Below are 19,849 nucleotides of genomic sequence, written 5' to 3' on the forward strand. Positions count from 1 at the left end.
TGCCTTATTGCTTTGAAATGAAAACCCGCGTTCAGTTCCTTTGCCTGAAGACGACGCCTATCGGCTCGCCTTCCAGAAACCCGGCTGGGTTTCCGCTGTCGACCGCCTTTTTAAGGACCGAGAGCGCCTCCCTTGAAGCCTCTATCGTCTTTGCTATGTCCTCGTCGGTATGCGAGTAGCTTATGAAGACCGGCCCCCCGTAGAGCACTCCCCTCTTCACGGTCTCCTGGAGGAATACGCTCTTAAGGAGCAGGTCGTCTTCTCCGGAGGAGTTCCTTGCCGATATGCCTCCCCTCGGCGGCTTCCCGGTTATGCTGAAATCCACGCCTATCTCCCTGGCGAACCCGTTTATGCCGTCATGGAGCCTCTTGCCGGCCTCCCATATCCGGTCTATCACGGGCTTCGTCATAAGCTCGTTTATGGTTGCCCTGGCCGCTGAAAGGCCTATCGCGTCTCCCGAATAGGTCATGGAGAAGAAGACCTCGTTCAATTCCTTCATGAACTCGCGCTTCCCGGCGATAGCCGATATCGGGAACCCGTTCGCCATGCCCTTCCCGAAGCAGGCGAGGTCCGGGACGACCCCGTAGTATTTCCCCGCGCCCCCGAGCGAATACCTGAAGCCGGTCACTATCTCGTCGAGCACGAAGAGAGCGCCGTTCCTGTTCGCGGCTTCCTTTGCGAGCTGGAGGAAGTTCTTTCCGGTCTCCGGGTCAACGAGCGGGTCGGTCCCCGGGACCTCCATTATGACGCAGGCAATCTTCCCGGGGTTTTCGGCGAAGGCCTTCTCAAGGGTCTCTATACGGTTGTATTCGAACTTGTGCATGTAATCGGCGAGAGGGCGCGGGATGCCCTTGTTGCGGGGCGTTACGACAGCGTACCAGTCCTGGCAGCCGTGGTAGCCGCAGTACGCGATGTGGTCCCTTCCCGTGGAGGCCCTCGCCACCTTTACTGCGGCGCTCGTGGCGTCCGCGCCGTTCTTGCCGAACCTCACCATCTCGGCGCACGGGATGACCGAGCGCATGAGCTCCGCCACCTCTACCTCGAGCGGGTGCATGAGCGTGAATGTCGTGCCTTCCCTGACCTGCCTTATGACTGCCTCGCTCACCGGAGCGTAGTCGTAGCCGAGGAGTATGGGCCCGAGGGCCAGGGGGTAGTCTATGTACTCGTTCCCGTCCAGGTCCCATACGCGGGCGCCCTTGCCGCGGCAAAGGTACTTGGGGGTCACGCCCCTTACGAACTGGTCGGGCCCCTTGCTCAGCGTCTGCGTGCCTGCGGGTATGACCTCTATTGCGCGTTCCCACATGGCGTCGGATGCGGGGAAAAGACTTTCGTTCGAATGCTTTTTAAGCGCCTGTTCCATTGCCATCATCCACCTTTCGGAATAATTTTCGCGCAGCCCTCATTTTTCAACAAAGCAATTCTATCGATTGGATTTTTTCCCGCTTTTACCAAAGGCCGGGATGTTGGAAAAGCTTGGAGTTTTTTACCCCTATACCGCCTTGTCCTCACTTAAAGACCTGGCATAGCCCTCGTTCCGCTCAATATCCGCGTTTATTCCCAGAAGCGCAGGGTGCGCCTCCAGGAATTCAAGTATCTTTTCCATGTGGAAAATCCCGCCGTTCGCGCCGATGCCGTCGTATATGGCGTTTACGAGCGTCAGGTCCCTCTCGTCGTCCACGGTCCAGCGCATCTTCGAAAGGTCGGTTTCGCACCGTATCTTGCATATCCTGAAAATCGTGTGGTTTTTCCAGATATACGGGGTCACATGCTCGCGCTCCGAGGAAAGCGCGGCCCGCATATAGGCCTTCTCAAGCGCCTCGAACGAGAAGACCTCGGCGTCGAGCCCGTCCGGGAAGCTCGGGTCTATGCTTACGTAATCGAGCCCGCCCTCGCCGAACTTCCTTATGGCCCTGTCCACGAGCGCCGGGTCGAGCAAAGGGCAGTCAGAGGTTATCCTCACGACCGTCCTGGCCTTGGACGCCAGTGCGGCGTAGAAGTACCTGTCCAGGACGTCGTTTACGCTCCCCCTGTGGCAGCACACGTTGTTCTCGGCGCACCACTCCGCGATCCTGTCGTCCGATCCTTCCTGGGTCGTGGCTACCACAATCTTTTCGACGAGAGCGGAGGCGGCGAGCCTCGTCACAACGTGCCACAGCATGGGTTTTCCGCCTATCTCCATCATTACCTTGCCCGGGAGCCTGGTGGAGCCCATGCGGGCCTGCACTATCCCCACTACCGGCCCTATTGCCGCCTTGACGTCCTTATCCGTTATCTGCATAGGTCCTCGCTCCTTACCGGCATGTCCTTGCGGAGGTCCCTTGCCGCGACGCTCCCTATGACACGCCCCATCTCTTTTGGCTCAAGCCCGTATGCGTGTCGAACGAGCTTCAATTTCTCCGACGTGACGACCTCGCCTTTCGGTATGTCGGTCTTCGCGTATATGGACCTCCTTGCGCCGGTCCTCTCGGCCATCTCGTTAGGCGACGGCTTTTTTATGCCGTCGCCGAGCGCCTTTTCGAGGTCCCTTACCCCGGATATCATTGTCCTGAACTCCTCGACCTCCATCGCGTACGGGTGGTCGGGGCCCTTAAGGTTCCTGTCGAGTGTCAGATGCTTTTCTACGATCGACGCCCCGAGCGCCACTGCCCCGAGGGCCACGGTGCTGCCCGGCGTGTGGTCGGATATCCCGACCGGGCAGGCGAACTCCCTCGCGAGCGCGGCCATTGCCCTGATGTTCACGTCCTCGTATGAAGGCGGATAGAGCGATGCGCAATGCAGCAGCGCCACCTGGTGGTTCTTCTGCCCTGTTACGAGCTCGACCGCCCTCCTTACCTCTTCCATGTAGGCCGCGCCGGTGGACAGTATAACTGGCTTCCCGAAGGAGGCGACCTCCTCTATGAACGGCTCGTTCGTAAGCTCGCCTGAGGCGAGCTTGAACGCATCTACCCCTATCTCGTTCAAGAGCGCGGCCCTTTTGCTCTCGAACGGCGCGGAAAGGAAGGTTATCCCGACCGAGGCGCAGTGCATCTTCAGGATCTCATGCCATTCCTCCGGAAGCGTAAGCCTCTCCAATACGGGATACGCCGGGTGCGGCGCCCATTTTCCGCTCTCGTCAGGCCTCAAGGGATTAAGTAGCCCCTCTGCCGTAAAGGACTGGAACTTTACCGCGTCGGCTCCGGCGTATTTCGCCGCTTCTATCAGTTCCCTGGCCCTGCCGAGGTCGGAGTCGTGGTTCGAGCCTATCTCGGCTATCACATAGGCCGGGTATCCCGCGCCTACAGGGCGATTTCCTATACTGATGACGCTTCTCATGGTCCCGCCTTTCAACCAGTATTCCGCCCTCTCAGGCGGCTTTCCAGGGGTTTCCGGCAGGTTTGCGCACGCCGGCCTTCCCGATATCCTTTTTCTCCGTAAGCTCGCCTTCGCATTCCGGGCACGAGTGCCTTCCGGACCTCATCATGTATTCGGCGCCCCATCCGCAGTATTCTTTTTTGCATTTCCCGCACACGTAAGTCGGCATCATCGCGCACCCCCTTTTTAAACCGCGACCGGTCTCTTTGCCTGGACCGAAAGGCAGGCCAGGGACGAAAGGAGCCCCTCGGCAACCGCCCCGGCCTCCTCGTCCGAAAGGAGCGGGTATATGGGGAGGCTTACCTCCTCGGCGTAGAACCTGAGCGCCCTCGGGAAATCCCCGGGCTTGAACCCCATTGCCCTGTAATATGGCTGCGTATGGACGGGTATGTAATGGACCTGCAGGCCTATGCCTATCTCGGACATGAGCCTGAAGAGGTCTTTCCTTTCGACCCCGAGCTCGGAAAAGGGTATCCTTACCGGATAGAGGTGCCACGCGCTCCTCGCCCCCTCGGGCGCGGAAGGGGGCCTAACGAACGGGTACTTGGAGAAGAGCCTGTCGTAGAGGGCGGCTATGCCGGCCCTCCTCTCGATGAAGCGGTCGAGCTTCTTCAATTGGCTTATGCCGAGGGCGCAGTTTATGTCCGGGAGCCTGTAGTTGAAGCCGAGGTCCTGCATCTCGTAATACCAGGGGCCCTCGGCTTTTGAAAGCCTTGCGGGGTCCTTGACGACGCCGTGGCTCCGTAGCGTCTTGAGCTTCTCATAAAGCGCGGGGTCGTTGGTCGTGACCGCCCCGCCCTCGCCTGTCGTTATGGATTTGACGGGGTGGAAACTGAATACAGTCATGTCCGAATGGCTGCAAGAGCCGACCTTCCGTACCTTGCCTTTCGAGTCGGTCCACCCGGCCCCGAGCGCGTGGCAGGCGTCCTCTATGACGATAAGGCCGTGCTTGATGGCGGCCTCACGTATCTCCTCCATGCGGCACGGGACCCCAGCGAAATGGACCGGCACGACCGCCTTTACGGCCCTGTCTTTCGCGGCCTTTCTCCTCAAGCTTTCGGGGTCCAGGTTCATGCCGTCCGCCTCAATGTCGGCGAAGTCGGGCCTCGCGCCGGCGTATAGCGCGGCGTTCGCCGAGGCGAGAAAGGTTATCGGGGATGTCACGGCCTTGTGCCCCTCGCCGAGCCCGGCGGCCTTCATCGCGAGATGGAGCGCTGCGGTCCCGTTCGAGCATACGACCGCGTATCTTGCGCCGGTGTATCCGGCTATCTCCGCCTCGAAGGCCTCGACGAGCGGGCCCTGGGTAAGCATGCCGTCGAGGGACTTCGCGACCGCCTCTATGTCGGAAAGGTCAATTGTTTGCCGCCCGTAGGATATGGCTGTCTTCGCCATCGGAGAACTCCTGTATTATTTTCCGTATCTCAAGGACGTTCAGCACGCTGTCGTTCCTCTCGCTCGAGTAGACGAAGCCCTCGGTCACCGGCCTTCCGCCGTTCTTCCTTTCCTCCCCCCACCACTTGAACTGCGGCTGTATGACATAGTAGTCGTCGTATTCGAGGGTGAGCCTGCCGTCGTCCTCGGATATGAGCGTCTCGTGGAGCTTCTCGCCCGGACGTATGCCCACGACCTCTACCGAGCAATCGGGGGCCACCGCCTTCGCGATCTCCGTTATCGCGGCGCTCGGTATCTTCGGGACGAATATCTCCCCGCCCTTCATCCTTTCGAGGGAGGCGAGCACGAACTCGGCGCCCTCGTCGAGGGTAATCCAGAACCTCGTCATCCTGGTGTCGGTTACCGGGAGCACGCCCTTCTCCTTGAGCTTCAAAAAGAGGGGTATGACGCTTCCGCGGCTCCCGACGACGTTCCCGTAACGGACCACAGAGAACCTCGTGGGCTTGGAACCTGCATATGAATTGCCCGCTATGAAGAGCTTGTCAGAGCAGAGCTTTGTCGCTCCGTAGAGGTTAATGGGGTTTGCGGCCTTGTCGGTCGAGAGCGCGACCACCTTTTTGACCCCCAGGTCCACGCATACGTCTATGACGTTCTGAGCGCCGAGGACGTTTGTCTTTATCGCCTCGAACGGGTTGTATTCGGCCGCCGGGACCTGCTTGAGGGCCGCCGCGTGGACGACGTAGTCGACACCGTCGAAGGCCCTGTAGAGCCTCTCCTTGTCCCTTACGTCGCCTATGAAGAACCTCAAAGAGGGATCGTTGAACGACTGCATCATCTCCGACTGCTTGAGCTCGTCCCTGCTGAGTATTACGAGCCTTTTGGGCCTGTACCTCGAAAGTATCTTCCTTGTGAGCTTCTTTCCGAGGGAACCCGTGCCGCCGGTGATGAGTATGGTCCTGCCGTTCAAGTCCATGAATAAGCTCTCCTTGAGGTTTTAAGGTGCGGGTTGATCTCGCAATAGGTACTTAGCAATATGCGTGCCACATTAAAGAGATAATGCCTGCTTTAAATAAAACTAGCAAAAACAGGGCATTAGAATGAGCAGCAGAAGCTGTGGGCTGGTTTGAGGCAGGTTCGGGACAGTGAAAGTCAAATATCTGACAAGGCCGGTGATGAATAGGGAAAAGATTTCCCGGTCAATAAACCTCTTTCCGGAAAGGCAGTTGCGCGGGCTGACCGGGAAAAAGGGACTTCTTCCCGGGTCAGACCTTGATCGGGAAGTTGGAAGGGTAATCGTCCCTGTCTATGACGCACTGGATGGCGTTCATGCTCTCGGCGTTGAAAACGACCGGGCCCTTGAGGTTCAGGCTCAACTCCCTCGCGTCGCGGGCAACGCAGACCATAACAAGCGTAACAAGCCCTTCGGGGCTTTCCGCCCCAAGCTTCTCCATCTCCCATTTCTTGAGCGGGACCGAGTAGCCGGGCTTGAAGGCGCTCGGGTCGGTAAGGAGAAAGGCCACTCCCGGGTCGTCGATCGACTGCATCCACCTGAACGTGCCCTGTTCGTCGTGGTCGATGATTATGAACCTCCTGAGCCTTTCGAAACCAGGCATGGCCTGTACGAACCTGATGACCTTGTTCTCGGGGACCGATATCTCGCCGAAGCGGGAAGTCGAGAAGCTTATCGCGGACGAAGGGGCCTTCACCGTAGCAGTGATCATTTTTTCCTGAATCCTTTCAATTTATCAGCCACTTCGCTCGGAAGCCCGGCGGCTTTCACGTTCGTTTCCTGTATCCTCAGGTATATCTCCTCGCGGTGCACCGCGCAGCTCTGCGGGGCCTCTATCCCGAGCTTTACATGGTTGTCCTTGACCTCTACCACGACGAGCTTTATGTCGTCGCCGATCCTTATCCCCTCTCCCGACTTCCTTGTCAGTACCAGCATGGCGCCCTCCCTGGCTTACCTTTTTTTTCGGGGACGGTGCCCCGGTTTATCCTATTTTCACGCCGCCGGCCTCAATCTGTCAAGGAGGCTGTAAAGCCCCCGGTCCTCGCGCTCTATCATCTTTGCCATAACGTAGAAAAACATTCTCGTCTCATACATGAACCCCACGGGGTTGGCCCGTATCGAGCCCGGGTCGCCCCACTTGAGCCTGTAGGCCGTAAAGGACGCGAGCGTAATCTCCATATCGTCGATGAACCTGCAGGCGTCGGCCCTGTGCGACTCCCCCATTCTCCGGGAAAGGGCCTCCTTGAGCGAATCGACCTCGGACTCGACGTGCACCGAGAGTTTTCCCGAGAGGCGCGACAGCCGTTCTGCAGCCCTTTCTGCTTCGGTCCTGAGAGCCCCGGCGCTAAGGGACTTCACAAGCCCCGCTATCTCCCTCAGGAGTTCATTGTGCTGCCTTCTCAGGCTTTCCGAGGTTGCCATGCCCGCCCCCGGCTTACTCAGCGCAGGTAATCGAATATGCTGAGGCTGAAGACCCTTCCGGCGGACGCGAGCGCGGCCTGCAGGGCCACCTCGCCCGCCTTGAGGTCGGTTATGAGCTCCGCCATGTCCGCGTCCTCAAGCACCGATACGGTCGACTGGAGCTCGAGCTTGTAGACCGAGAGGTCCTGCTCGGCGGCGTTGAGCCGTGTGACCCTGCCGCCTATGCCGGATACTCCCTTTGAGAGCTGCGCAAACCCGGCATCGAGGCCGTCGATGGCCGCGCGCACGCCGTCGCCGTCGTCGGCTGCCAGGGCTGCGGAAAAGGCCGCGACGGTAGCCATTATGTCCGTTCCGCCGCCGCTGCCTCCGAAGACTTCTCCGCCGTTAATAGCCATGTCGACCGAGGCCGACGAGCCTATCTTTATCGCCTGCACGTTCGAGTCGCCCTGAAAAGCGCCCGAAGGGTCGAACGCCGGCGAGTCGGACCTGTATCCAGCGAAGATATACCTGTTGTCGAACCTGGTGTTCCCTATGCTTACGAGCTCGTCGAAGAGGTTGTCGACCTCCGCCTTTATCATCTCCCTGGTCTCGGAGGTCGCGGTGCCGCTGGCGGCAGTGACCGCAAGCTCCTGGAGCCTTATGACCGCGTCCTTGGCCCTGTCCAGCGCCTGCTCCGTGATCCCCAGGTGCGAAAGGGCGTAGCCTATGTTCCTCTCGTACTGGCCGAACTGGGATATGAGGGACTTGGAGGTCAGTATCTTGTGCGCGTTCACCGGGTCGTCGGAAGGGGCGTTGACCTTCCGGCCCGACGAAATCTGCTTGTTTATGTTGTATATCTTCTCCTGGCGAAGGAGGAGGTCGCTTACGTACCTGTCATATGAAAGCTTCTGGGTGACCCTCATCTTACCGCCTCCTATCTGATGCTGAGGAGCGTTTCAAGCATCTGGTCCACGGTCGACATGACCTTCGCGGCCGCTTCGTATGCCCTCTGGAGCTTAACGAGGTTTATGGCCTCCTCCTCTATGGAGACCCCGGAGACCGAGTCCCTGGCCGCCCGGAGCTCGGACATGTATATCTTCTGGGCCTCGGCCCTGGCCTTCGCGTTTCCGGCGCTGGTCCCGAGGTCCGTTACCACCCTGTTGTAGAAGTTCCCGAACGAGGCGCCGCTTATCGAAGCCTTGTCCCTCAGCCCGGCAAGCTCCGTGGCGTTCGTGTTGTCGCCGGGGACGCCCGCGGACGTGGAGGAAGCCGCGACCTTGTCAGGGTCCGTTACCGCCACCGAGAAATTCCTGGCAGCGCTTTCGGTCGCGCTTACCATGAACTTGTCCCCTGCCGCCGGAGGGCGGGCGCCGTCGGTTATGGTGACGCTCAGGCCGTCGAAGCCAATGGTGGAGCCCGAAGTGTAAGCGCCTGTCGCGACTACGCTATTCTGCCCTGCATTGAATACCGTATACGCGCCGGGCCCGGAAAACCGTATCTCGTAGTCGTCGAGCGTAAGCTGGCTTAAGTCGGTGACGGCCCCCGCGGATATGACCGCGCCGCCCTGGTTCGTGCCTGCGGACCGAGTGGACACGGAAAGTGGTGTAAAGAAATCGACCCCTGTCGAGCCGTCAAGGCCCCATCCGGCCGAGTGCTGCAGGTTGACCTCCTTTACGAGCGATGCCGCGAGGAGGTTTATCTTCGAGTGGGCGTCCTTGAAATACGCGTATCCGTCGATATCTCCCTTTATGCTGCCGCTCGATATCCTCGACTCGATCGATGCGCCGTTCAGGTAGAGCTTGAACGCGTCAATGGAGTCAGGGTCGGTCCCTGCCGTCATCTCCGAGCTCTTTACGCCGGCTACTATGAACGAGCCGCCGAGGAATACGTCTACCTGGCCCTGGTCGTTCTCCGCTACCGAGACGTCCACGACCTTCGCGAGGCCCTCAAGGAGGACGTCCCTCCTGTCCCTTAGGTCGTTGGCGTCCATGCCTGAAAGCTCGGTGGCCGATATCTGCTGGTTGAGGCCCGCTATCTCGGAGGCTATCCCGTTTATCTCGCTTACCTTGGCCTCTATCGAGCCCCTTATGTTGGAGACGTTGTCCCTTATCGCGCCGTCGATGGAATTTATCGTGTCGGCGAGGACGGTGGCCCTCGCTATCAGGGACGACCTCTCGCCGTAGGACGACGGATTGGCCGCGAGCTCCTGGAAGGCGTTGAAAAGGGCGTCGAGCCTGGAGCTCAGGCCCGAGCCGTCGAAGTCGTTCAATATCGATTCCAGGGCATACAAGTGGCTGCCCGCGGTCTCGTAGCTGGAGAAAAGCGACACCGCGCTCCTCAACTGGACCGTCCGGAAGGAATCGTAGACCCGCTCTATGGCCGTGACGCTTACGCCGGTGCCGTACTGGAGGCCTCCGAAGGTCACGGGGTTGTTCGCCGAAAGCACGGCCCGCTGCCTGGTATACCCGTCGGTGTTGGCGTTCGAGATGTTGTGGGATGTGACGTTCAGGGCCTTCTGGCTGGTCATGAGGGCCGATTTGGCTATGTTGAAGACACCGTTCAGGCTCGACATGCTCAGGCCCCCTTGCTCAAGCGCGAGCCCTTGAAGGCGAGCTCTTCGGCCTTGCCGCCGGGCCTGTACGCGCTCGGCTGAAGGAAGTTGCCCAGGAACCCGAGGGTCTTCTTGACGTTGTCGAGAGAGCTCCGGATCGCCAGGCTGTTGAGGTCGTTAAGCTCCTTTATGCTCGCCGCGAGCGACGCGAGTGTTTTAAGGCACCCGTCGAGCTCGGCCCCTAACTCGCCTCCATGCCTCACTATGCTTTCGAGCGCGGGTCCGTCGTCGCACTGAATGCCGAGAGAAGCGCATGCATCCTCTATGCGCTTTACCCTCGCCGCTACGGAGGCGTCGATCTTTCTTACGAGCCCTTCTTTTTCACCCGCTGCCTCATAGAGCGCCTTGTAGTCCCTCGCTACTATGGACTCCGTCTCCCTGTGGAGAACGGCTATGAGCTCCTTGCAGAGCCCTATCTCTTTTTTGAGGTGTCCTATGAGCCCGTCCATATCATCCTATTTTTTGGCTTGCAGGGCGTCCCTGACCGCACGCTCTATCATCTTTTCCGCCACTTTGCCGGCGTCTACCTCGTAGCTCCCCTGGTCCACTTCGTTCTTGAGCTTTACTACTTTTTCGACCCTCATGTCAGGGACCGTGTCGAGGAGCGACTTGGCCCTCTGGAACTCCCTTGCCCTGGGTGATATGTCTACGCTGTCGCCGGAAGTCGCTCCGCCGCTGCCGCCGCTTTTCTTTACATTTCCGCCGTCACCGGCCTTTTTAACGTAATTGTCAGTCCCTACTCCGCCTGGCTTTTTGCCGCCGATTTTCATGAATTCCTCCTAAAGTGCCATATGAATCAACTTACGTCCATATCGGCGGCGTTTTTCCAAAACTTTAGGAGTGCGGGGCCTTTTGCGTCAATATTCCGGACATGCCGGGGCTTAATGCGTTTCAGCCGTAAAAAGTGTCAGGGTTCAGGGCAATCCCGTTCATCAGGACCTCGAAATGGAGGTGAGGCCCGGTGGAGCGGCCTGTGGAGCCGACATATGCTATGGGCCTGGAGAAATCGACCCTGTCCCCGGCCTTTACGAGGTTTTCGGCGTTATGCCCGTACCTGGTAACATGGCCGTCATCATGGAGCACCTCGACAAGGTTCCCGTAACCGCCCTTCCAGCCGCTGAAGACTACCCTGCCCGGAGCGGCCGGGAAAACGGGAGTGCCCTCGGCCGCGGCTATGTCGATCCCGTGATGGAACCTCTCCTCACGGGTCAGGGGGTCGGTCCTCATCCCGAAACCCGAGCTTACCTTTGCTTCCCCCTTGACCGGGAACATGAACTCCATGCCCCTTGCCGGTGCCTCAGGCGCAAAGGGCATTCGGACCTCAGGCGCATGTGCATATGCCCTTAAAGGGAGGCCCTTATCGAGCAGAAGGGGATCGGCCCCCGTGAAATCCCTGAGGAGTATATCCCCGAGCCCGATGCCGCCCGCCCGGGCCATTACCCTCGAAAGCTCGGCGTCGAGAAGAGAGGTATATATCTCCTCGCCGCTGCCGCCGCTAAACAGGTCGCCTTTATTAACGGTCTCCCTCATGGTCTTCAGCATCTGGTTTATGAACAGGGCCTCGAAATCGGCCACAGCCTTCCTGAGTTCCGCCTGGGTCCCGTCCCTACCGGCAGATACGCCTTCCCGGGCCCCGCTTATCGTATTTACGACGTCCATGTGCATTCCTAAAGGCCGACCTTTTCGAGGTCGCCGGCTATGTGGATTATCGCGCCCTCGAGCTCCTTTAGCGCGCCTGGCTCTTCCTGTATCTTCATCGCGAGGCCCATGATGGATACGAGGCCGTTCCTCACATGGTGTGAGATATAATGCTTGCACTCCTTCGGTATCCTGTGTGAGCTCCTTATAGCAAGTTCTTCGCCGACGACGTCCGCGCCCATTGTGCACTCACCCGCCTTTCAGATTATTTCAAGAGTTGCCTGCAGCGCTCCCGCCGCCTTTATGGCCTGGAGTATGGCGACAAGGTCGCGCGGGGTCACTCCTATGAGATTCAAGGCCCTCACCACCTCCCCGAGTGTCACGCTCTCCGGGAGGACTATGAGCCTTGATTTCTGCTCGTCCACCTCGACCTCGTCGTATGGGACTACGACCGTTTCACCCTTCGGAGAGAAAGGCCCCGGTTGCGAGATCGCGTACTGCGTCCTTATCTCTATCGAGATGTCCCCGTGGGACACGGCGACCGTCGATATCCTGACGTTTTCGCCCATGACGACGGTCCCGGTCCTCTCGTTCACCACTATCCTGGTGACCGCATCGGGGCTCACGTCTATCCTCTCCACCGTGGAGATGAAAGCGACCGGGTTGTCGAAACCACCGGGCAGGTTTAGCCTTATGCTCCCGGGGTCTACGGCGGTCGCGACGCCTTCCATGCCGAAATGCTCGTTTACCGCGCTTGCAACCCTCTCGGCGGTCGTAAAATCGGGCGACCGGAGCGAAAGGAAGAGCTCCTGCCTGCCGGCAATCGAGAGCGGGACTTCCTTCTCTATAATCGCGCCGTCGGGTATCTTGGCCGCTGTCTGGTGGTTCTTGGTTACCCTTGCCGTCTCGGTGCCAGCCGCAAAGCCCGCGAGCGCAAGGGGGCCCTGCGCCACCGCGTAGACCGCGCCGTCATGCCCCCTTAACGGAGTGGCGATGAGCGTGCCGCCCTGGAGGCTCGTCGCGTCACCGAGCGAGGAGACGACTACGTCTATGCCGGAGCCGGGCTTCGCAAAGGCCTGGATCTCGGCCGTTACGAGCACCGCGGCGGTGTTCTTGACCTTTATGCTGCTGGGGTCGAACTTGAGCCCGAGCTTGTTGAGCATGTTCGCGATGGACTGAGTCGTGTAGACCGCGCTCGACTTGTCGCCGGTGCCGTTAAGCCCGACGACCAGGCCGTACCCTATGAGCTGGTTCGGCCTTACGCCCTCGACATATGCTATGTCCTTTATGCGGGCGGCGCCTGCGTCCTGGACCGCCGCCAGAAGGAACGCGGCGAGCGTTATGAAAACCCTAAAAAGGCCAGACATTGTCAAGTACCCTCCTGAGCCATCCCGGCGATTGCCCGTCCGCGACCACGCCGCTTCCGGAATACTCTATTTTAGCGTCCGAAAGGAGTATGGACGGGATCACGTTCTCCTCGTTTATGTCCTCGGGCCGCGCTATGCCGCTTAAAACTATGTACTGCTGCTCGTTATTGACTATCGTGTCCTTCCTGCCCTCCAGTACCAGGTTCCCGTTCTGGAGGACTTCCACGACCCTTGTCGCTATGACCGCGCTCAATTCGCCGCTCCTGCTGGTCGTGCCGGAGCCGTCGAATTCGGCGTCGTAGCTCGACTGCACCTCGGGGCTGAACGGCTGCCCCTGGCCGAGGAAGTTCCTCATGCCGAAATTAAGCGGCATGCCGAAGAACCTCGATATGCTTATGTCGTTCGATGACGCCCTGGCGGTAGAGGTATTGGCCCCGTTTATGGCGCTCGTCTTCTCGGTTATCCTGACGGTCACTATGTCGCCGACGTTCTTGGCCCTGAGGTCCTGGAAAAAGGCGTTCCTCGAAGTCTCGCCGGGCCATATGGAGCCTGTGGTCGCCGGAGTATCCCCCCCCTTTACGGGTATCCGGGTCAGGTCTATCTTCCTGGGCTGCGGCGTTGAGCAGCCCGCGACCAGTGCCAGGATTATTATGAATAGAGCTTTTTTCATGCCCACCTTCTTTAGAATTTTATGACTACCCTGCCCGGCCCGGCCACGGTGCCTAGCACCTCTCTGCCATTCGCGGTCTTTACCGGTATCTTCGAGCCCCTGTGGCCGTCCCGGGAGGCCACTCCCGTGGACCTCACGGTAATATTCTCGCCCTCGAGCTTCAGAAGGACCCTTTCACCCCTTTTAACGACCACCTCCGGGCCCACATGCGTCTTTTTTATGACAGAGCCCGCAGGGACCGGCCTTGTCGCAATGAGGCCTGCAAGCTCGCTGGTCGCGGCAAAGGAATCCCTGGCCTCTTCGAGCTCCACCCTTGCCACCTTGAGGTCGTCCTCGCTTATCTTCGTGCGCGCCTTCAAGGGCTTAAGGGCCAGGACCGCGTCCCTGAAGACCCTTACCCTGGCGCTGCCCCAGACCGTCCTCGGTTCCTGCCCTGCCCTTTTCAATTCAAGCTGGTAAGAGACCTTGCCCGGCTGGGATATCCTCCTCGGGAGCACGAGCCTCATGGAATCGTATTTCGCAGGCCCGAGCCCGGATATATCTATCTCGTCAATCTCGATTGCCTCCCTCTCCCAGGGAAGCCCCTTCGCGAGCTCGGCCTTTACGAACGAAATAGCGCCCGCGCTGCTCCCGGCCTCGGCAGTGCAGGCGAGGAAGAGCGGGAGAAACGCGAATATGAACAGTATCCTTGAAATCATCACTTATCTCTTCATTGACGTGGCGGTCTGGAGCATCTCGTCGGTCGTCTGTATGGACTTGGAGTTTATCTCGTATGCCCTCTGCGCGGCTATCATGCTGACCATCTCCTCGACCACGCTCACGTTCGACATCTCGAGGAAGCCCTGGGCGAGCGTGCCGAGGCCGTCGGTCCCCGGTGCGCCGACCGTGGCCTGGCCGGACGCCGCGGTCTCCTGGTAGAGGTTTCTTCCGACCGGCTGCAGGCCGGCGGGGTTTACGAACCTCGCCAGTTCCATGGTGCCCACCTGCGTGGGTATCGCTATGCCGGGCTGTGTGGCCGATACTATGCCGTCCGCGCTGATGCTCAAGGCTATCGCGTCCGCCGGTATGGTTATCTGCGGCTCGACAAGGTACCCGTCAGAGGTGACGAGGCGGCCTTCGCTGTCGACCTTGAACTCGCCGGTCCGGGTGTACGCCGTGAGGCCGTCGGGCTTCGCTATCTGGAAGAACCCGTCGCCCTCTATGGCGAGGTCGAGAGGGTTCCCGCTCTGCTTGAAATTCCCCTGGCTGAAGACCTTCTCGGTCGAGACGGTCCTTACGCCCTGGCCCACCTGTATGCCCGTCGGGACCATTGTCGACGGCGATGACGAAGAGCCCGCTGATTTCATCTCCTGGTAGAGGAGGTCCTGGTAGTCGGCCCTGCTCCTTTTGAACCCCGTGGTGTTCACGTTCGCGAGGTTGTGGGCTATTATGTCTATGTTCATCTGCTGGGCTTCCATACCGGTGGAAGCCGTCCAAAGAGCCCTTATCATCGTCAAATCCTCCTTTTCATGCCTTGTCAGGACGTCCTGCCTACTTCGTCTATGGCCTTTTTGGTCATCTCGTCCATGCTCTGTATGAGCTTGGTGTTGGTCTCATATGACCTCATTGCCTCTATCATCGTCGTCATGGCCCTTACGGCGTTCACGTTCGAGCCCTCGAGAAAGCCCTGGTCCACCTGGGTATCGGGGCTTGCGGGCATCTCCCCCGCGCCCGGGAGCGCCACGAAGTAGTTGCCCTCCCTCCTGAGCTCCAAAGGGTTGGCGAACGAGACGAGCTTTAGCCTGCCGATTGCGGCCTCGTTCACGTGCATGCCGCCGTCCGGGTCTATAAGCACGTCCGGCCCAGCGAGCGTTATCGGACCGTCCTCGCCCATGACCCTGTGCCCTTCCTTGGTCACGAGCACGCCCGCGGGGTCGAGCACGAAACTGCCGTCCCTCGTATACCTCGTGCCGGCCTGCGTATCGACCGCGAAAAACCCCTCGCCCCTTACGGCTACGTCGAGCTTCCTGTGCGTCATCTGCGAAGGCCCCTGGCCTATGTCGGTCACGACGTCGTCGAGCCTCCCGAAGGTCCGGACGCGGAAAGCGTCCGTCATCGAGTCCTCGAAAAGGGGCCTCTGGGCCTTGAAGCCGGTCGTGTTTACGTTCGCGAGGTTGTCGGTCAGGACCTCCATCCTCCTTTCCTGGAGCACGGCGCCTGAGAGAGCTACGAAGATCGATTTATCCATTTACGACTCCTTTGATGCAATTTACCTTTGCAACCGCCATGCCAAGACGAAGGTCATAAGAAAGTCGAATAAAGAACGCCTTTGCGGGCCAAGCAGGTGGACTATTTTTCCCGCTGCGGAATTTTTTTCCGCATCAAAGCCGTTTAAGCGAGCATAGAAGCTCGACCTCGCCGTTAAAAAGCCCCAGCACCCTCGCTATCTCGCTCACAGGTACCCCGGAGCTCTGCATCTTGAGCGCCCTTGAATATACGTCGTCCCGGCCCTCCGGCGCGCCGCTGTATTGGAGAGCGGGAGGCACAGCGTCGAGCGTGGCTTTTTTACCGGAGAGGCCGGCCTCGGTACGCCGTATCTCAGAGCCGAGCGCCGAGGCGGCCCTACGCATTTCCGTAAGCTCGGTCCTCAGCTTTTCAAGGTCGTACGTCCCGGCATGAGCGCCAGGCGCGGCCACGGCGCCCCTCCTGCAGAGCAATATGTAGAGTATTCCGCCCATGAAGGCGACGTTGATCACAAGGAGGACGACTGCCCAGATGAACATGCTAGACCCCTGTCCGATTATTTTCGGGCCGGACACGGCCCTGTAAGCCGGTCAAGTAAAACTGCAAAACCCGTGCCCTTCATCTTTCAATGTGATTGTTTTGACTAAGAGGCCAGGAGCAGAAATGAAAAAAGGGGCCCGAGGCCCCAGGGAGGAAGAAAAAACAATCGATAAAACAGGCTAATACAGGTCAGCGCTCTCTGCAAAGGCGAGTTTCACCTTCTCCTCGAGCGCCTCTAACCCCTTTTTCTCAAGGCCGAGCGACTTTGGCAGTCCGCCGTAGGCTATCTCATCACCGCCAGGTTTCCTCCATCCCATGCCAAACTTTTGGCACATGCTGTCCGCCAGGGCTATCGTATTGACGAGGTTCCGGATGTTTTCATCCACTGAGGGAGCACCCTTGCCGTCAAAACCGCGTATCAGGTTCTCGAGTGACTCGGGGAAGCCCCACTTCCTGACTATATAGGCGCCTACGTCCCTCTGGGAAAAATCAAAGTGCTCCCTTTCCGCTACATCGAACGGGACCATCTCGTTATACACGCTCTGCAACATGAGCGCGAACTTCTCGGGGAACTCGTTATTCAAGACCACCTTGCCGACGTCATGCAGAAGGCCCCCTATGAAGGCGTCCTCCGGGTCGGAGCGGCGCGTGTCCCTGGCTATGATGCTCGCCGCGACAGCGGCCCCGATCATCTGCTCCCATATGAGCTTCTCGGTGAGGCCGAACCTCTTATAGACGTTTTTCATCGAGGTCGCAACGACTATGTTCCTGACAGAGTTGAGCCCGAGCCTGAGTATCGCCTGTGTCGGGTTCTGGATATTGCGGTAGCTCCCGTAAAAGGCTGAATTGGCCACCTTCATGATCTTCGTGGTAAGCCCCGGGTCGGTGCTGATTATCTTCTTTATCTTCTCTATCGAGACGTCCGGGTCGGCCATCATCCCGAGCACTCTCTGGGTCGTGGCCGGCAGGACCGGCAGGTCAAGGGTCCTGTTGATGACCTCTTCAAGATTTCTGGCTGGCTGCATGGCGCTCTCCTTTTGTTCCTATTAGATGGTCCCGGCGGCTTCCAGTCTCTCGCTTGGTGGCAGGAAAACGTCACCATCAAGCGCCTCTCTGCCGCCCGCTGTCCCGGACGAAACCCTGAAATTCGAGACGAGGTCGCTTAGGTCGCCGGCGAGCCGGGCCATTTCATTGGTCGCCTTGGTAACCTCTTCTATCGCGTACGCGTTGGTCCTTGCGACCTCCGCTATCGAGTCCATGTTCCTGGCTATTTCGTCGGCAGTCGAGCTCTGCTCCTCGGCAGACGTGGCTATATGGGCGATGCGGTCAGTGACGTTCTCCACCCCCGTGACTATCTGCTTGAGGGCGGTCCCGGCGCTGTTCGCGAGCGAAACGCCGTTCTCGACCTTCTTCGAGCCCGCGGACATGGCCGAGACCGCCTTGCCGGTCTCGCCCTGTATCGCTCCTATCATCCCGCTTATTTCCTTGGTGGCCTTCGTCGTCCTTTCGGCGAGCTTCCTTACCTCGTCAGCGACCACGGCAAAGCCCCTGCCCTGCTCGCCGGCCCTCGCCGCCTCTATCGCGGCGTTCAGCGCAAGAAGGTTCGTCTGGTCGGCTATGTCGTTTATGACGGAGACTATCGTCCCTATCTCCTCCGAGCTCCTGTCGAGGCTTTTTATGGTATCGGAGGTCGCGCTTGTGGCCCGCGCGACCTCCATCATTGCCGAGATTGCGTCGGATACTATGCTCCCGCCCTCGATAGCTATCTCCTGTGCCGCCTTCGCTGATTCCGAGACCTGCTGGGAATTCCGCGCCACTTCTATGACAGTGGCGTTCATCTCCTCCATCGCGGTAGCGACCTGTGTAGTCTGCGAGGACTGCCTGCCGGCGCCTTCCGACATCTGGGCCGCCGATACGGAGAGCTCCTCGGATGCCGAGGCCAGGTGGCTGGAGGTCTCGGCTATCTTGCCGATGAGGGCCGAGATCTGCTCGCCGATCCTGTCGGTGCTCCTGCCGAGCGCCCATATCTCGTCCCTGGCGTCCATTTCCGTTAAGGCCGCGCCCAGTCCGGTCCTTCTCGTGAGGTCGCCCGCGGCAAAACCCTCGACCGTCCCCGCGATCCTGCCGAGCGGCTCAAGCACGCGCCTGTTAACCGCCCACATGAGGAAGACCACGCAGGCGACGGAAGCGAGTATCGACGTTGCGACAACGGCCATGCCCTTAAGCGCGCCGTTCCATGCGCCCGGCGCGGCGCCCCCGGAAAGCCTCTCGCTTGCGTCCGCTACCTTCGGGAGGTGCACGGCCGATATCTCTTTGGCCCTGGATGAAAACTCGTCCTTGCTCTTTACGGCCCTGTCGATAAGTTCTTTCCTTTCAGCCCAGAGCGGGTCTATCTGGCCGAATATCCGTTCCAGCTCCCTGCCGGAAGCGGGCTTCATGCCAAGCGGCGCCGAGCCGTTCCGAATAAGATCGAGCTCTTTATCGAACTCGTCAAGCGTGACGTAAAGCTCTGCTCCAGTGTGCTGCGTGTCGTAGTCGGACCTGGCGTAGCGCTCGGCGAGGAACGCGAGCCTCGCGTTCTTTTCCATGAGCGAGCCGGCCACCTCGACGTGCCTTGCATATGATGCGTCGCGCAGCAGCGCGCTCCCCAGCTCCTTAAGCCTCTCGGCGGACGGGCCGGTCCCGTCCTCGATCCCCGCCATCGCCGAGGCCAGCCTCTCGCCGCTCCTCGCGGCATTGTCAAGGGCTCTGCCCATTGAATGCCATGCGTCGGAAAGGGACGCAATCTCGTCACTTCCTGTCCCGCGGCTTTTCTCTTTAAGCGCGGCGAGGATCTCGCCGAACTCAGCCTTTTTAGCGTCCAAGAGGCGCTCGATGCCCTCGCCCCCGCTCAAAGTGCGCCTGTTGAGGACCTGTTCCATTTCGACGGCCCTGGCCTTCAGGTCCCCGGCGATTTCCAGCCGGGCATACTTGCCGCTCAGGCCGTCAACCACGAAGTAGACCACAGGGATCTGAAGAAGGAGCACGAAAAGTATGAAGGCGTAGCTTCCGAGCAGCCTCGACCTTACGGTCCCGAAGATTTCACGCACACTTCTCATGCAACCGCCGTCAAAGCCTCCTTCTCGTTCCTGGAGAGCACCTTTTCGACGTCAAGAAGGATGAGGAGCCTTCCGTCGAGCTTGCCTACCCCTTTGATGTACTCGGACTCGACGCCGGTCACCATCTCCGGGGGCGCCTCGACCCTGTCGGCCGGAAGCCTCAGGACCTCTGAGACCGCGTCGACCTTGAGCCCCACCGTCTTGTCGTCGACTTCGACGACTATTATCCGTGTTTCATTCGTCATCTCGTCCGACCCGAGCCCGAACCGTTTCCTGAGGTCAAGTACCGGTATGACCTTGCCCCTGAGGTTTATGACCCCGTCCACGAAATCCGGCGTCTTGGGGACCCTCGTCAGCTCCATGTGCCGGATTATCTCCTGCACCCGGAGTATGTCGAGAGAGAACTCCTCTTTTCCGAGCCTGAAGGTGACGAGCTGGAGCACCTCCCTTGCGTCTAGATCCTTTTTCGCTTCCATTTGAACCTCCATACGTCCGCTTGAGCGCGCACTCTTCTATTCGGACGGCGTCCGCGGAAACTTGAGGCCCCCT

Annotated in this window: 24 protein-coding genes; all 24 read right to left on the reverse strand. The window is 59.5% G+C overall.

Features of this window, described 5'->3' with window-relative positions; translation table 11 throughout:
- Positions 1 to 31: 31 nt before the first annotated feature.
- Complete coding sequence (locus QY316_07755) at positions 32 to 1,369, reverse strand: aminotransferase class III-fold pyridoxal phosphate-dependent enzyme (protein WKZ31815.1); 1,338 nt, start codon at positions 1,367 to 1,369, stop codon at positions 32 to 34.
- Positions 1,370 to 1,489: 120 nt separating this feature from the next.
- Positions 1,490 to 2,278, reverse strand: coding sequence for a glycosyltransferase family protein (locus QY316_07760; GenBank protein ID WKZ31816.1), 789 nt, complete (start codon positions 2,276 to 2,278; stop codon positions 1,490 to 1,492).
- Positions 2,269 to 3,312, reverse strand: coding sequence for an N-acetylneuraminate synthase family protein (locus QY316_07765; GenBank protein ID WKZ31817.1), 1,044 nt, complete (start codon positions 3,310 to 3,312; stop codon positions 2,269 to 2,271). The genes QY316_07760 and QY316_07765 overlap by 10 nt, the downstream gene beginning before the upstream one ends.
- Before the next feature lie 31 nt (positions 3,313 to 3,343).
- On the reverse strand, positions 3,344 to 3,523 hold the full coding sequence (locus tag QY316_07770; GenBank protein ID WKZ31818.1) for a hypothetical protein: 180 nt from the start codon (positions 3,521 to 3,523) through the stop codon (positions 3,344 to 3,346).
- A 14-nt stretch (positions 3,524 to 3,537) separates the two neighbouring features.
- Entirely contained in the window at positions 3,538 to 4,743 is a 1,206-nt protein-coding gene (gene pseC, locus QY316_07775; GenBank protein ID WKZ31819.1) for a UDP-4-amino-4,6-dideoxy-N-acetyl-beta-L-altrosamine transaminase, read from the reverse strand.
- Complete coding sequence (pseB, locus tag QY316_07780) at positions 4,703 to 5,716, reverse strand: UDP-N-acetylglucosamine 4,6-dehydratase (inverting) (protein ID WKZ31820.1); 1,014 nt, start codon at positions 5,714 to 5,716, stop codon at positions 4,703 to 4,705. The genes pseC and pseB overlap by 41 nt, the downstream gene beginning before the upstream one ends.
- A gap of 289 nt (positions 5,717 to 6,005) precedes the next feature.
- Positions 6,006 to 6,464, reverse strand: a complete 459-nt coding sequence (locus tag QY316_07785; GenBank protein WKZ31821.1) for a flagellar assembly protein FliW — start codon at positions 6,462 to 6,464, stop codon at positions 6,006 to 6,008.
- Positions 6,461 to 6,688, reverse strand: a complete 228-nt coding sequence (csrA, locus tag QY316_07790; GenBank protein ID WKZ31822.1) for a carbon storage regulator CsrA — start codon at positions 6,686 to 6,688, stop codon at positions 6,461 to 6,463. Before csrA ends, QY316_07785 begins: the two co-directional genes overlap by 4 nt.
- 57 nt (positions 6,689 to 6,745) lie before the next feature.
- On the reverse strand, positions 6,746 to 7,174 hold the full coding sequence (locus QY316_07795) for a hypothetical protein (GenBank protein ID WKZ31823.1): 429 nt from the start codon (positions 7,172 to 7,174) through the stop codon (positions 6,746 to 6,748).
- 17 nt (positions 7,175 to 7,191) lie between these two features.
- Positions 7,192 to 8,076 (reverse strand): flagellar hook-associated protein FlgL, encoded by an 885-nt coding sequence (flgL, locus tag QY316_07800; GenBank protein WKZ31824.1) that lies wholly within the window; start codon positions 8,074 to 8,076, stop codon positions 7,192 to 7,194.
- 11 nt (positions 8,077 to 8,087) lie between these two features.
- On the reverse strand, positions 8,088 to 9,725 hold the full coding sequence (gene flgK, locus QY316_07805; GenBank protein WKZ31825.1) for a flagellar hook-associated protein FlgK: 1,638 nt from the start codon (positions 9,723 to 9,725) through the stop codon (positions 8,088 to 8,090).
- Positions 9,726 to 9,727: 2 nt separating this feature from the next.
- A complete protein-coding gene (locus QY316_07810) occupies positions 9,728 to 10,213 on the reverse strand; it encodes a flagellar protein FlgN (protein WKZ31826.1) in 486 nt (161 codons plus the stop codon).
- 6 nt (positions 10,214 to 10,219) lie between these two features.
- The gene (gene flgM / locus QY316_07815) at positions 10,220 to 10,534 is read right to left on the reverse strand and encodes a flagellar biosynthesis anti-sigma factor FlgM (GenBank protein ID WKZ31827.1); all 315 of its coding nucleotides are present in this window, start codon (positions 10,532 to 10,534) and stop codon (positions 10,220 to 10,222) included.
- A gap of 121 nt (positions 10,535 to 10,655) precedes the next feature.
- The gene (locus tag QY316_07820; GenBank protein WKZ31828.1) at positions 10,656 to 11,423 is read right to left on the reverse strand and encodes a peptidoglycan DD-metalloendopeptidase family protein; all 768 of its coding nucleotides are present in this window, start codon (positions 11,421 to 11,423) and stop codon (positions 10,656 to 10,658) included.
- Between the two features lie 8 nt (positions 11,424 to 11,431).
- Positions 11,432 to 11,644: a hypothetical protein gene (locus tag QY316_07825; protein ID WKZ31829.1), complete on the reverse strand. Its 213-nt coding sequence runs from the start codon at positions 11,642 to 11,644 to the stop codon at positions 11,432 to 11,434.
- 18 nt (positions 11,645 to 11,662) lie between these two features.
- On the reverse strand, positions 11,663 to 12,769 hold the full coding sequence (locus tag QY316_07830; GenBank protein WKZ31830.1) for a flagellar basal body P-ring protein FlgI: 1,107 nt from the start codon (positions 12,767 to 12,769) through the stop codon (positions 11,663 to 11,665).
- Positions 12,753 to 13,439, reverse strand: coding sequence for a flagellar basal body L-ring protein FlgH (locus tag QY316_07835; protein ID WKZ31831.1), 687 nt, complete (start codon positions 13,437 to 13,439; stop codon positions 12,753 to 12,755). The genes QY316_07830 and QY316_07835 overlap by 17 nt, the downstream gene beginning before the upstream one ends.
- An 11-nt stretch (positions 13,440 to 13,450) precedes the next feature.
- A complete protein-coding gene (flgA, locus tag QY316_07840) occupies positions 13,451 to 14,137 on the reverse strand; it encodes a flagellar basal body P-ring formation chaperone FlgA (GenBank protein WKZ31832.1) in 687 nt (228 codons plus the stop codon).
- Between the two features lie 3 nt (positions 14,138 to 14,140).
- The gene (flgG, locus tag QY316_07845; GenBank protein ID WKZ31833.1) at positions 14,141 to 14,929 is read right to left on the reverse strand and encodes a flagellar basal-body rod protein FlgG; all 789 of its coding nucleotides are present in this window, start codon (positions 14,927 to 14,929) and stop codon (positions 14,141 to 14,143) included.
- Between the two features lie 26 nt (positions 14,930 to 14,955).
- Positions 14,956 to 15,666 (reverse strand): flagellar basal-body rod protein FlgF, encoded by a 711-nt coding sequence (gene flgF / locus QY316_07850; protein WKZ31834.1) that lies wholly within the window; start codon positions 15,664 to 15,666, stop codon positions 14,956 to 14,958.
- Positions 15,667 to 15,799: 133 nt separating this feature from the next.
- Positions 15,800 to 16,201 (reverse strand): hypothetical protein, encoded by a 402-nt coding sequence (locus QY316_07855; protein ID WKZ31835.1) that lies wholly within the window; start codon positions 16,199 to 16,201, stop codon positions 15,800 to 15,802.
- Between the two features lie 180 nt (positions 16,202 to 16,381).
- A complete protein-coding gene (locus tag QY316_07860; GenBank protein ID WKZ31836.1) occupies positions 16,382 to 17,227 on the reverse strand; it encodes an HDOD domain-containing protein in 846 nt (281 codons plus the stop codon).
- Between the two features lie 21 nt (positions 17,228 to 17,248).
- Positions 17,249 to 19,300, reverse strand: a complete 2,052-nt coding sequence (locus QY316_07865) for a methyl-accepting chemotaxis protein (protein WKZ31837.1) — start codon at positions 19,298 to 19,300, stop codon at positions 17,249 to 17,251.
- Positions 19,297 to 19,776, reverse strand: a complete 480-nt coding sequence (locus QY316_07870; GenBank protein WKZ31838.1) for a chemotaxis protein CheW — start codon at positions 19,774 to 19,776, stop codon at positions 19,297 to 19,299. Before QY316_07870 ends, QY316_07865 begins: the two co-directional genes overlap by 4 nt.
- Positions 19,777 to 19,849 lie beyond the last annotated feature (73 nt).

It is taken from the genome of Thermodesulfobacteriota bacterium (assembly GCA_030583865.1).
Lineage (GTDB): Bacteria > Desulfobacterota > GWC2-55-46 > GWC2-55-46 > GWC2-55-46 > UBA5799.